Source organism: Kitasatospora indigofera (assembly GCF_014655955.1).
In the GTDB taxonomy this organism is placed as follows: Bacteria; Actinomycetota; Actinomycetes; order Streptomycetales; family Streptomycetaceae; genus Kitasatospora; species Kitasatospora indigofera.
In genome coordinates this window covers 162,870-175,786 of the sequence record NZ_BNBO01000012.1, presented here as the reverse complement: position 1 = coordinate 175,786, position 12,917 = coordinate 162,870, and the positions used below count along the sequence as shown (strand labels likewise).

10 protein-coding genes are annotated in these 12,917 nt (G+C 72.9%); 4 read left to right on the top strand and 6 right to left on the bottom strand.

What is annotated here, in order from left to right:
- Positions 1–158 precede the first annotated feature (158 nt).
- On the bottom strand, positions 159–659 hold the full coding sequence (locus IE329_RS14035) for a hypothetical protein (RefSeq protein WP_190211181.1): 501 nt from the start codon (positions 657–659) through the stop codon (positions 159–161).
- A 92-nt stretch (positions 660–751) separates the two neighbouring features.
- On the opposite strand from IE329_RS14035, the gene IE329_RS14030 reads away from it, so the two are divergent.
- Positions 752–1,522, top strand: a complete 771-nt coding sequence (locus IE329_RS14030; protein ID WP_308438366.1) for an alpha/beta fold hydrolase — start codon at positions 752–754, stop codon at positions 1,520–1,522.
- A gap of 55 nt (positions 1,523–1,577) precedes the next feature.
- Here IE329_RS14030 and IE329_RS14025 read toward each other — a convergent pair whose 3' ends face one another.
- The 3 genes from IE329_RS14025 to IE329_RS14015 form a co-directional block, all read right to left on the bottom strand.
- A complete protein-coding gene (locus IE329_RS14025; protein WP_190211197.1) occupies positions 1,578–2,420 on the bottom strand; it encodes an SCO6745 family protein in 843 nt (280 codons plus the stop codon).
- Between the two features lie 742 nt (positions 2,421–3,162).
- Entirely contained in the window at positions 3,163–3,540 is a 378-nt protein-coding gene (locus IE329_RS14020) for a transposase (RefSeq protein WP_190211179.1), read from the bottom strand.
- A 22-nt stretch (positions 3,541–3,562) separates the two neighbouring features.
- Complete coding sequence (locus IE329_RS14015) at positions 3,563–5,146, bottom strand: right-handed parallel beta-helix repeat-containing protein (protein WP_190211178.1); 1,584 nt, start codon at positions 5,144–5,146, stop codon at positions 3,563–3,565.
- A gap of 580 nt (positions 5,147–5,726) precedes the next feature.
- Here IE329_RS14015 and IE329_RS14010 point away from each other — a divergent pair.
- Together IE329_RS14010 and IE329_RS14005 are read left to right on the top strand one after the other, a co-directional pair.
- Positions 5,727–6,122 (top strand): LysR family transcriptional regulator, encoded by a 396-nt coding sequence (locus tag IE329_RS14010; protein WP_190211177.1) that lies wholly within the window; start codon positions 5,727–5,729, stop codon positions 6,120–6,122.
- A gap of 80 nt (positions 6,123–6,202) precedes the next feature.
- Entirely contained in the window at positions 6,203–8,623 is a 2,421-nt protein-coding gene (locus IE329_RS14005; protein ID WP_190211176.1) for a sigma-70 family RNA polymerase sigma factor, read from the top strand.
- Positions 8,624–9,217: 594 nt separating this feature from the next.
- Here IE329_RS14005 and IE329_RS14000 read toward each other — a convergent pair.
- Positions 9,218–9,457 (bottom strand): hypothetical protein, encoded by a 240-nt coding sequence (locus IE329_RS14000; protein WP_190211175.1) that lies wholly within the window; start codon positions 9,455–9,457, stop codon positions 9,218–9,220.
- Positions 9,458–9,900: 443 nt separating this feature from the next.
- Positions 9,901–10,950 carry an Lrp/AsnC family transcriptional regulator gene (locus IE329_RS13995; protein WP_190211174.1) on the bottom strand — a complete coding sequence of 350 codons (1,050 nt, stop codon included), beginning with the start codon at positions 10,948–10,950 and terminating at the stop codon, positions 9,901–9,903.
- A 72-nt stretch (positions 10,951–11,022) separates the two neighbouring features.
- Here IE329_RS13995 and IE329_RS13990 point away from each other — a divergent pair, with 72 nt between their 5' ends.
- Positions 11,023–12,567, top strand: a complete 1,545-nt coding sequence (locus tag IE329_RS13990; RefSeq protein WP_190211173.1) for an MFS transporter — start codon at positions 11,023–11,025, stop codon at positions 12,565–12,567.
- Positions 12,568–12,917 lie beyond the last annotated feature (350 nt).

The following is a 12,917-nucleotide window of genomic DNA, read 5'->3' as shown; positions in this document are numbered from 1 at the left end:
CGGCTCCGGCCGGGCCACCCCCGGCGGCCCGGCCCGGGGCCGGGGCGAACCGCATGCTCCGACCCCCGCCGGGCGGGGCCGGCGACCGCGGCCGGCGGGCGCAGCTCCTCCCGCCGTCCACCGCCCGGTCCGATGCCGCCGCTCGCGGTCCGGCGACCTCAACCCGCCGGTGTGGACCAGGACGTGTACAGATTCGCCAGCAGCCCTCCGCGCCCGTCGGAGCCCGACCCCGGGCGGGTGAAGGTCAGGGACACGTCGGCCTCCGTACGGATGGCGAGCTGGTCGTCGAAGGTCAGGGCCTCGTCCCGGCTCCACACGCAGCCACGCGCCGCGAGACGGCCGGTGATCACCCCGTAGGTCACGGCGTCACCGTGCTCGCGTCCGGCGACACCGCCGACGCGCGCGGGAGCGAGGAACCCGCCGTCGGTCCCCGCCCGGTCGAATCCGAGGAGACCGATCTTCCCGTCGGCACCGATCCACACCTCCAGGCTGCCGTCCTTGAAGCCTGTCATGCCTTGGGCCGGCGACCGCGGGGCCCGGTCCAGGCCCGTCCCGCCACCCAACAGCGCATCGGCCTCCCCGCCGGGCATCCCGATCCGGAGACCGGCGGCCTCGCCCGTGGCCGCGAAGGAGACGATCAGGTCGAGCACGGTGTCCATGGCAGGAGGCTACCCGGGCAACCCCTTGCCCCGTCCAGGCAGTTCGGCCTCCGGCGGTGTCCGTGTCGGTGTTGGTGCCTAGCATGACCGGCATGCGTGAGTTCTTCGTGGTGAACGGGCGGCGGCTGTCCTACCTGGACTTCGGCGGCCCGGGCGTTCCGCTGCTGGCCCTCCACGGGCACTACAACGAGGCCTCGGCCTTCGGGCCGCTGGCCGAGACGTTGGCGCCGCGGTGGCGGGTGATCGCGCTCGACCAGCGCGGGCACGGCGAGTCCGACCGGGCCGCGGGGTACGGACGGGACGACTACGTGGCTGACATCGCGGCGTTCCACCGCCATCTGGACCTCGGTCCGGTGGCGGTAGCGGGCCACTCGCTGGGCGGCCTGAACGCCTACCAGTACGCCGCGAGGCACCCGGGCCGGGTCACCGCCCTGATCGTCGAGGACATCGGCGCGGTGGTGGCCTGCGACTGGTCGTTCACCGAGCGGCTCCCGCTGGGTGCCCCGTCCCGTCGGGAGCTGATCGCGGCCCTCGGCCCGGCCGCACCGTACCTGGAGTGCTCGGTCCGGCGGTCCGGGGACGGCTGGGGCTACTCCTTCGGCCTTGAGGACACCGTGCGCTCGCAGCAGGCGCTCAACGGCGACCACTGGGACGACTGGACGGGGGTGAGCTGCCCGACCCTGCTGGTGCGGGGCAGCCGCAGTGACGAACTGGCCGCCGACCACGCCCGCGCCATGGTGGCCCGCCGGCACGGCGGGGCCGAACTGGTCGAGCTGCCCGCCGGGCACGTCGTGCACCACGATGCGCCCGCCGAATTCGCCGATGCCGTCCGTGACTTCCTGGCCAGGAGCGCTGCGTCGTGAGCGGGAGGTGCCGCCGGCTGTCCTTCGGCCGCCCGATGCTCCGGGAGCGGGCCGGCTACGCGACATCCTGCCGTCCGCGGGCGGCCTGACGCGTCTGTGCCACGGTGAACGCCGCGCCGATCGGCGCGATCAGCGAGGCGAGGCGGCGGGCACCGGCGGCGCCGATCGGCTCCCACAGTGCGGCGCAGTGCTGGTCCGTCTCGACCTCGACGCGCTCGCGTGCCGCACGGCCGGCCTCGGTGATCACGGCGTCGGAGCCGAGCCAGCCGCGCGCGACCAGACGCGACGTCGCCGCGGCCCACTCCGCGTCGTCCCACCGGCGGGTCGCTCGCACGAGCGCCGTCGGGAGCCCGCCCGTCGCGGTGTGCAGAACGAGACAGTCGCACGGCCCGAGGCCGTTGTCGGCCAGCACGACGAGATGGGCGTCGCCCCGCCACTCGCGCGCCACCGTGACCTGCTGCCACAGCGCGACGAGAGGATCGCCGGGGAGCTCGACCGAGGCGTTCGCGGCGGCCAGCACCTTGCCGGCGTAGTCGGCGCCGCCGATCACCGGGTCGATCAGCGAACGTGCCTGGGCGAGATGACTGTCCGTCAGAGGTACGTCGACCCGCCGCATCGCCCGTCCGGCGGCCCGGAAGCGGGCGGCCTGCCACCGCTCGGGCGGCGCGGCGTCCCACACGCCCGCCATGGCCCGCACCGCCCGTGGGCTGAAGTTGTAGAAGGCCGCGAGCGTGACCTGCCACGGAACCGCGCCCATCGCGGCCGACCGGAACGCCAGATAGGCCGCCCCGCGGTCGGTCACGCCGAGTCCGGCCGCCTCCTGGGCGCTCTCGGGGGCGAGATGGATGAACAGGTGGGCGGCGCTGATGGCACGGCTGACCTCGCGGACGGCGCTCAGGTCCGTCGGTCCGTCGCCGGGGCGGGCGGAGCCGGGGGGTTCGTCGACCGGTGGTTCGTCGATGGGTCGTTCGTCGACCGGTGGTTCGTCGAGGTGCATCGCGGATCTTCCTCCGGGGAGTCTGGCGGTGCTGCATGTCCGGGCGGTGGTGAGTGATCAGCCCCGCCTGTCCGAGAGCCGGACCGGCCGCGGTGCGGCCGATGACGGCCGATGACGGCCGAGTACGGCCGGGGAGGGGGTGCGGCCGGTCGTCGCGCGGCACGGGTGACGGAACGGCGCCTCCGGGGACGACTCTCACCAACCGTTAATCGACAGTAGCAGCAATAATCGATTATTGGCGGGGTTCGTCTGACGGGTTGCCGCACGATGGTGATGCGATCTTGATCGTGGGGGAGCCTCGCGACTCGGTGCTGGTCGTTGGCGATGCTGCTTGACAGGATCGGCTTGTGATCAAAACCTCGGTGACGATGCGCGAGCTCGTTGTCGGTGAGCGCCGCGCTGTGCATGCCTTCGCCAGCCTCGCGGGACCACCCCCTCGGGTGCAGGGAACAGGTCCTGGCGCTGCCTCTTTTGAGTTGGAGTCGGGACCGTCCCCGCGGGTGCGGGGAGCAGTGCCGGTTCGTCCCTCTCCCTCGCTCACCGCTACGACAAACGGGCCTACGTCTTCCACGGCACCGTCACCCTCGCCCCGATCCGCCTATGGATCAGACCCGATCCGCCGGACAGAACCTAGAGCACGTCTTCAAAGGTTGATCCAGAGCAGGGTTGAGGCGAGGGTGACGGCGGCCTGGTAGGACTCGCGGGTCCGGTCGTAGCGGGTTGCTGTGCCGCGGTACTGCTTGGGCCGGTTGAAGCAGCGTTCGACTGTGTTCCGGTGGGGGTACTTCTCCCGGTCGAAACCGGGCGGCCGTCCGCCGTGTCGTCCCCTTCGGCGGGGGCCGGCTGCCTGGTCGGCGCGTTCCGGGATGGTGCGGGCGATGCGGCGCCGACGGAGGTGGACGCGTATGGTGCGGGAGCTGTAGCCCTTGTCGCCCAGGCGTGGTCGGGGCGGATGCGCGGGCGGCCCACGCCGAGGCGGGGCACACGGATGTCGGCCATGACCCGTTCGAAGCGCGTGCACTCGTAGTCCGGGGCTGCTGTGCTCAGCGGCGGGTGCGGCCGTGGCTGGCGGCTGGCCGGCGGCGGCGGAAGACCACGAGGACGGCGATGCCTCCGGCGAGGGTGGCGGCCGCTCCGATCACGGGGGCCGGGGTGAAGCCGGTCTGGGCGAGCAGGCCCTCCGCGTTGGGCGTGGGTGAGGAGGAGGGGATGCCTGGTACGGCTCCGGCGTCGCGGTTGGTGCCCGCAGGGGTCGTGGTGGTGGAGGCGGCAGGCTTTGCGACGGGCCCGGAGGCTGATCCGGAAGGTGTTCCAGCGGTGGCGCCGGCGGCGGCGGTGCTCGCGTACGCGCCGCGGTCGTAGGCCTGCCCTGGTGTGCGCGTGGCCCCGGTGATGTCGCGCGGGACGGCCGCGAACGGGGTGCCGGTGCCCAGTGCGGGTGATCCCGGGCGCAGCCGGAAGTCGGCGGTGGCCGGATCCGTCGTGGGGTTCAGGAACTTGGGGTCGGCCGTCTGGTCGTGCGGCCCGGTCGTCTGTGGGGCGGTTCCGTCGGAGTAGAGGTTGTAGTCGTAGGTGACGTCCTGGTTCTGGGAGTTGCTGTTGGTGGGCAGGCCGGGCCGGGCTGCGGCGATGTTGTTGAGGATGCGTACGTCACGGCTGTGGGCCCCGAAGATGTTGGCGTACTTCAGGTGCGGCGAGGCGGAATTCTGGTAGGCCGTGTTGTTGACGATGTCGACGTGTTGGGACTTGAAGGCGTGGATGCCGGATCCGCCGTTGTCGAACACGACGTTGTCGGCCACCAGGGTGCGTCCCTGGTAGTCGTCCCCGGTCCCGGCCGGCTTTTCCTTGTTCGTGTCGATGATGATTCCGTTGCCGTCCGAATAGCAGTCGCACTGGCTCCATTTCACCTTGGTCTGGTTTCCGTACACGGTGTTGCCGGTGATGCGGATCTTGTAGGTCTGCGGATCTCCGGGGCTCGCGTCCAGCGCGCGCAGGACGGAGATGCCGCTGGTGGCGTAGTGGGTGTACCAGGAGTTGTCGTGCACCCGGTTGTCGCGGACGGTCACGCCGTCCGCGTCGATCGCGCTGATGCCGCCGCCGGGGCAGCCGTGGAAGTCGTTCCCGGCGATCTCGACGTCGTGCGGTATCGGCCCGTCCTGCTTGTCCCGGCGGACGGTCAGGCAGTTGGTGTTGTAGCGGGCGTCGTCGGACAGGGCGTGGTGCTCGGCCGCGTCCAGGGTCAGCCGGGGTGCGTTGCCGGCGATCTCCAGCCCGGTGACCTTGATGTACGAGGCTCCGAGGACGTTGATGCCGTCCCAGCTGGTGACCGGGCGCAGCACCGGCTTGCTGCCGGGGTACGCCTGGTAGGTGATCGGCTGCGTGGCCGTTCCGGACCGGGTGATGAGCAGCAGGCTGCGGCCTTCGGCCGTTTCGTTGTACGTGCCGCCCATGATCGACACGGTGTCTCCGGGGAGGGTGCGGTCGGCGGCCTTCTGCAGTGTCCTCAGTGGGGAGCCCGGTGAGGTGCCCGCGTTGTCGTCCGATCCCGAGGGGCTCACGTAGTACGTGGTGGTGGCTGCCTCGGCGGGGCCGGCGGTGACGTACAGCCCCAGGGGCGTGATGAGCACGCCGAGGAATGCGGCTCTGCCGATGAGTCGGGTTCGGTTCACGGGAGGGGAGCGCCTTTCGCTACGGATGCGGTGGGAGGAATACGCCGTGCCCGGCCCTTCGGGAGCCCGGGATCGTGCGACGCGGCGTCGTCCAGGAATGCGTCGACCGTAGTGCCGTCTCGGGCCGCGTCGGCGCCGACCGGGCGGTGGGGGTGTGCTCCGTGGCCGTGCGGTGCGTCGCGATGCCGGTGCTGAACAGCATTTATATCCGTGTGTTCACAATGCGGGGAGGCCTATTCAGACCGAATCGCGATCAATGGGGTCGGTCGTGCGCGTCTGAGATGCTCCGGCCCTGCGGGCCCGCGCGGGGCCCGCCCGGCGGCGTGGCCCGTGCAGCCCTGGTCCCTCACCCCGGCCGGCGGCGGACGCGTCGGGATCTGCGGTCTGGCGCCGTCGTCCCGTCGGGCGACCGGTCGGCCGATCCCGCCCGCCCGAAGTCGATCCGGTGTCCGCCTCGAAAATGTGTTACGCCCGCGCCCCCTCCCCGGGTCTGCTCCGACGAAGCCCGGCGCAGGCCGGCCCGAAGCGAGGAGACACGATGGCCGCACCGAACCCCCGGCGTCCCGCGCCCGCACGCCACGTCCTGAGCGCGCCACGCTCCGAGCATGCGCTCGACTGGGGTGATCTGACGGCCTTTCGGGCGGTCGCCGAAGAACTCAGCTTCACGCGGGCGGCAGCGCGGCTGCGACTGTCCCAGCCCGCGCTGTCCCAGCGGGTGCGCCGGCTGGAGAAGGAGCTCGGAGCTCGGCTGCTGCAGCGCACGACCAGGACGGTGGCGCTGACTGCGGCCGGCCGGGCCCTGGTCGGCTGGGTGGTGAGCACCGAGAACGCCTGGGCCGAAGTGCGCCACGAGGTGGCCTTCCTCGCCGGCCGGCCGGGCCCTGCGCGAACGGCGGCCCCCGCTCCGACCGCCGTTCGCGCGACCGTAGGGTGAGGCCCGTCGCTGCCGGACCCCCGCACTTCCCGCCCCCCGCACCGACCGGCAAACACCTGGACCCCAGAGAGACAACGGCCGTGAAATCCCTCGACGACCCGCCCACCACGTCGGCACTGGCCCTGGCAGCCCAGCAGGGTGACCAGGCCGCACTCGACCGCCTGCTGCGGTCCTGTCTGCCCCTGGTGTACCACCTGGCGGTCCGCGCACTGGCCCCCGACGACGCGGACGACGTCGTGCAGGAGACCATGATCCGCGCGGTGGCCGGGCTGCCGGGACTGCGCAAGCCCGATCGGTTCCGGTCATGGCTGGTGTCGATCACCATCCAGGAGACCCGTCGGCGCGGCACCAGGCTGAGCGAGCAGCGCCGGCGATTCACCGAGCTCGACCCCGACCGGTGCGCCCCGGCCGTCGCGGCCTCCGAGGAGCAGGCCGTCGAGGGCATCCACCTGAGCGACGAGCGTCGCCGGTTCGTCCGCGCGGCCACCTGGCTGGACGCCAGGGACCGGGAACTGCTCGACCTGTGGTGGCTGGTGCAGGCGGGTGTGCTGGAGCGGGCCGAACTCGCTCCGGCGCTGGGAGTGTCGGCCGGACATGCCCGCGTCCGGATGCAACGGCTCAGGAGCAGGGTGGACGCGGCACGGCGGATCGAGGAGGCGATCGAGGCGGCCGGCCGCGACGGGGGCTGTCCGACGCTCGGCGGCATGGTGCGCTCGTGGGACGGCGGGCGTTCCTCGGTGTGGCGCAAGCGGTTCACCAGGCATGTGGACGACTGCGGGCAGTGCCGTTCCCACGCGGCCGGTCTCCTGCCCCCGGAACGGCTGCTGGCCGCCCTGCCGCTGCTCGTCCCGCCGGCGCACCTGACGAGCGGGCCGGGTGCCACCGCCGTCGCGGCGGCGGCGCACCTCCCTGGGCCGGGCCTGCCGCACGGCGGCCTGCGCGGCCTCCGTCACCTCCTGAGCGTCGAGTCGGGCAGGTCCGCGGCTCTCGCCGCGGTCGCGGCGGTCGTGGCCGTCGGCGTCGTCACCGTCGTGCTGACGCACCCCTCCGGGCACCCGCGCACCACCCCCTCGACCGTTCCGCGTCCCGTGGCCCCGACGACCGCCCCGGGGGTGACCAGCTCGCCGGAACCTAGCGCCTCCACGGTCCCACCGAGCCCGGCCGCCCCGTCCGCACCACCGTCCGCACCGTCGCCGGCGGGCGTGGGAGCAGGCAGCGGCGGGCCGTCATGGACGTCCGCCCAGATGCCACCGACACAGGGAGGCCGTTACCTGTACGTCTCGGCGACCGGCGACGACCGGGCCGCCGGCACCTCCCGCGCGACGGCCGTCCGCACCCTGCAGCAGGCCGCCGCTCTGACCAGGCCGGGTGACACCGTTCTCGTCGAGGGCGGCCGGTACAGCGCCCCCGGGAAGCCCAACGTGCTGAACATCGACACGTCGGGGACCCCGTCGCACTGGATCACCTACGCCGCCTACCCGGGCACCCGCCCGGTGGTGCTCGCCACCGGCTGGCAGGGCATCCACGTGCACGCCTCGTACGTCACGGTCTCCGGCTTCACCGTCCGCGGCAACTCCCCGGATCTGACGCCCGCCCAGCGTGAGGAGGCCGAGCACGGCAACACGAGCGACCCGGCCGTCAACGGAAACTGCATCGCGGTGGACGAGCAGAAGAACGCCGACCCGCCCCGGCGGCCGCACCACGTCCAGGTCTGGGGCAACACCGTCACCGACTGCCCGCTGAACGGCATCTCCGCCCATCTGGCCGACTACGTCACCGTCTCCTACAACATCGTCGCCCGCAACGCCTGGTACTCCCCCTACGGCGGCAGCGGCATCTCCTTGCACGGCAGTTGGAACTCCGACGGCGCCACCGGGGCCACCAAGATGGTCGTCGAGGGCAACGTCGTGCACGACAACAAGAACACCGTTCCCAGTGCCGTCAGCGGCTTCACCAAGATCACCGACGGCCACGGCATCATCGTCGACTCCTCCGAGAACCAGGCGTTCCGGGGAGCCCCCCTGTACCAGACGGCCTACACCGGCCGGACCCTCATCGGGAACAACGTCAGCTACGGCAACGGCGGTGCCGGAGTGGCCGTCTTCGACAGCGGCAACGTCGACATCGTCAACAACACGCTCTACCGCAACGCCCGGAGCGCCGAACTGCGTTACGAACTGGCCCTGATCCAGGCCCACGACATCACGGTGGTGAACACCGTCGCGGTCCCGGCCCCCGGTGAGGTGGCCGTGCACGTCCCGGCCTCCGCCGTGCGGGTCCGGCTCACGGCCAACCTGTTCTGCGGCCCGGCGGAGAGCGGCGGCGCGGGCGGCGGCGGGGCCCCCGACCCACGCTTCGTCGACCCGGGCGGTGCCGACTTCCACCTGTCGCCCGGCAGCCCCGCGATCGACGCCGGCTCCGCCGAAGCGGCCCCCGCGGACGACGCCGACCGCCTTCCCCGGGACGCCCGGCCGGACCTCGGCGCCTACGAGCACCGTTGACCCCGGTGTTCCGGCCTGCCCGGAGCCGCCGCGAGCGCCGGCTGCCGTCCGGGTGTCGGTGCCGCCAGGCGGCCGGCTGCCACCCGGACGCCGGCGCGGGCCGGCGGTCTGCGGGTGGCTCGACGTCGAGGCCATCGCCCGAACCGCCCCCACCGCCGAGGCGAGCTGGTGAGCCACCCCAGTGCGGTCCCCGGGACGGGGGCGCTTCACCAGAAGACCGTCACCCGTCCCCGGCGCCGCCGGCCTTCCCGGGCACTGCGACGCCTGCGTCCTGACCGGCCACCAGAGCGCCCACCCGGACCCGCCGCCAGGCCACCCGCCTCGCCCGCGCAGCCGCCGTCCTCGCCGGGCGGATACGCAGGGCCGGGGAACAGGTCCGGTCGTGCGCTTCCCCTGGCAGCGGCCAACGGCGGAGCAGACACACCCCTAAGGCCACGTGTTCGCCGCCGGTGACGGGATTCTCCTCCACCAGTTCAAGCGTCCCGCCGTTCGGTGGGAACGCCGCCTGGACCTGCACGACGCCTTCGTGTCGGTCGGGTGCTCACTCGTCTACTGGAGGATGCTCAAGAAGTCGCCGTCCTCCTGATCCGGGTCTCAAGTCTGTGGCCGGTCGGGCATTCTCACGCCGCCACCGGGCAGTGAACTGATGAAGGAGCTGTCCCGCAGACCGATGACCCATCCGAAGGCATCGGAAGAGACAGGGACGTCCACCTCGATCCGGTTCGAACCGGTGTGAAGTCGCAGGACGTTGCCGATGATCACCTCTCCGATGCTGTTCCCACGCATCGAGTGGATGTCCCAGCCGTCGCCCACACGGTTGATCCCGTTGTCCATGCCCTAAGCCTACGGACCCCGGCTGCCGCGCAACCACACAAGATCGTGTTACCAGCTCCATGGACCCACGGCCCCTCGCGCGAACCGCAGGAAACCTCGCGGGGGGTCCCGTCCCATCCGGTGTGCCCGCTTCCCGTACAGGCCCCCGTGACCAGTGGTGAGGCCGGTCAGGCCGGAGTGCTCGCGACGCCCGCGAGCTGTCTCTCCTGCCAGCCGTCGTCCCTGCGATGGCCGCCGCCTCACGGGGGAGAGGCCGGCGCGGCCGGGGCCGGGGGTACCGTAGCGCGCTGACCAGCGGTTCTCACCGGTCTTGCGCGAGTTTGTACAGTTCGGCGAACAGGCCGGCCGCATCCAGGCCCTGGAGCCGCCCGCGGACGCCGCACGCGGTTTGGGGGACGCCGGAAGCGGCTGAGTCAGGCAAGGCCAGGCGACCGGCAGGGCCGTCACCCCCTCGCCGGACGCGCGACCGACGGCGAGAGGCGCGGCAGGCGGTCGCCGTTCATCACGGTGCCCGCCTGCTTGAGGTGGCGCACGGTGACCGTGACCTCGTGCTGGCGGATCGCGGTGATCGGGGCCAGGCGCTCGGTGATGTAGCGGTACAGGTCGGCGGTGTCGCGGCAGGTGACGGCGACGACGAGGCTGGCCGGGCCGGACACGGCGCCGACGAAGCCGACCTCCGGGTGCAGGGCGATCTCGCTGCCGACCCGGTGGATGTCGGCCGGGGCGACGGTGAGCCAGAGCGTCGCGGCCGTGCGGAACCCGATCAGGGCGTAGGCGACCTCGACGTCGACGAAGAGCATCCCGCGCTCCAGGAGCGCCTCGACCCGCCGGGCGACCGCGCTCTCGTTGCGCCCGGTGGCGGCGGCCAGCGCTGCGTAGGAGATGCGACCGTCGGCGGCGAGCGGTGCTAGGAGCGCGTCGTCGTCGGGGGTGAGGCCGGGCTCGTCGGCGGTTCGGCGCACGGGGACGTGGCGGCGCGAGCGGGCGCCGAGCGCGGCGATCTCCTGGGCGTCCAGGCGCGCGTCGAAGCCCTGCCACTCTTGCAGGCCGGTCTCGGCGAAGACGTGCAGCAGCGAGGCGGTCGAGACGTCGGTGACCTGGCTCAGGCGCGGGAGGTTCTTCAGGACGAGCTCGTCGCGGTCGCGCGGGTCGTCGGCCCGCAGCGCGCACATCACCTCGGTCCCGGCCGCGGCGAGCGTGACCCACGAGACGTCGGGCCGGCGGGCGAGCGCGCTGCCGATCGGCTCCGCGGCGCCCGGGGCCGTGCGGATGCGGACGAACAGGCTCTCGCGCGACGCGCGCGGGTCGGGGAGGACGACGACGCGCAGGATGCCGGCCTCGCGCAGGCGCCGGTAGCGGCGGGCGACCGTCTGCTCCGAGGAGCCGAGCGCCTGGGCGATGCGCCGGAACGAGGCGCGCCCGTCGAACTGGAGGGCGCTCATGATCCGGCGGTCCAGCGCGTCGGGGGTGGTGGTTTCCGTCTCTGCAGGCATGATTGTGGCGGGATTCTACACGAAACGCCGATTCGCTGGGTCGCGACCGGGGGTGCGCAAGACCATCGGCGCATGACTTCTTCCGCTTCTCCCACCACTGTCGCGCCCGGGCACGGACGCTGGGCACCGCTGCTGGCGGTCTGCCTGGGCACGTTCATGCTGCTCCTGGACGTCTCGATCGTGAACGTCGCGCTGCCCGACATGGCGACCGCGCTGGACGCCTCGTTCACCGGCCTGCAGTGGGTGGTCGACGCCTACGCGCTCGCCCTCGCCGCGCTCCTGCTCCTCGTCGGCTCGATCGCCGACGCCGTCGGTCGTCGCCGCACCTACCTCGTCGGCCTCGCGGTGTTCGTCGCCGCGTCGCTGGTCTGCGGCATCGCGCCGTCCGTCGGGCTGCTGGTCGCCGCGCGGTTCGTGCAGGGCGCGGGCGCCGCGGCGATGCTCGCAACGACCATCGCCCTGCTCAACACGGCCTACCACGGCCGTGATCTCGGCACCGCCTTCGGCATCTGGGGTGCGACCTCGGGTGCCGCGGTCGCCGCCGGCCCGATCATGGGCGGCCTGCTCACCCAGGGCCTCCCCTGGCGCTGGATCTTCTTCGTCAACATCCCGATCGGTCTGGCGACGATCGTCATGGCCCGGCGCACGCTCAGCGAGTCGCGCCTGCCGCAGCGCCCGCGGATCGACTGGGCCGGCGGCGGCGCCTTCACCCTGGCCGCGGCCGCGCTGACCTTCGCTCTGGTGCGGGTCGCCGAGGAGGGCTGGGGCTCCGGGCAGACGCTCGGGGCGCTGGCCGTCTGCGTCGCCGCGCTGGGCGCGTTCGTCGCCGTCGAGCGGCGCGTGGCCGAGCCGATGCTCGACCTGGCCATGCTGCGCCGCCGCTCGTTCGTGCTGGTGCTGATCGCCGCGGCGCTGCTCTCGATCTCCGCCTTCGCCGGCCTGATCTACGTGTCGATCTGGCTGCAGACCGTGCTCGACCTCGGCGCGATCTCGGCCGGTCTCGTGACGCTGCCGCTGAGCGGGATCGCCTTCTTCGTGGCCGGCGGCCTGGGTCGCATGCTGCACGGCGCGTCGCCCCGCTGGACGGTCGGCGGCGGCCTGGCGATCATCGGCGTCGGCGATCTGCTCATGCTCGGCCTCGACGGCAGCTCCGGATGGGCCGCGGTCCTGCCCGGGCTGGCCGTGATCGGGGTCGGGGCCGGCATCGCGATCCCGACGGTCGTCGCCGCGGCGATGGCCGCGGTCCCGCGCGAGCGCGGCGGGATGGCTGCCGGCGCGGTGAACACGGGACGTCAGCTGGGGTTCGCGGCGGGCATCGGCATGCTGGGCAGCATCTTCAGCGCTCGGGTCGACGCCCTCCTGCCGGGCGGCGCGGAGATCGCGCACGCCGTGACCAGCGGCGGGTCCGCCGCGGTCCTGGCGGCCGCCCCGGCCGGCTCACGGGCGACCCTCGACGCGGCGATCCATTCGGCCGTCGGCGGCGCGCTGGGCACGACCTTCCTCGTGGCCGGTGTGCTGGGCGTGATCGGCGGGGCAGTGGTGGCGCTGCTGCTGCGCGAGCCGGCGGCGGAGCGCGCCGCGGAGCCTGTGGGAGAGGGGGTGGGCGCGCGGGCGTAGGCGGGATGGGGCGGCGGGCGGCTCGGCCGCAGGTGTGGGAGCGGCTCCAGGACGGTCCGGCAGCGCTGGTCGGCGGTGCGGAACACGGGGCGATCCGTCCGGGTCGGACGCACGATGTCACGGCAGTACGCCCGCGGGGATCGAGAAGCAGGTGTGGCTGCACCCGAACGTGAAGGCCGAAGTCGATTCCGGCTGTGCCGGCCTGGCTCGTGACCTCCCGGGCCAGGCCGGAGCCCCGCCGTGGAAGCCGGCGGCGGATGCCGGGCCGTTCGAGCGCAACTTCCACGACCATGCGCGCTGCCGCCGATCCCAACGGCGGATCGCGGTCGAGCATGCCAACGCAGAGGCCG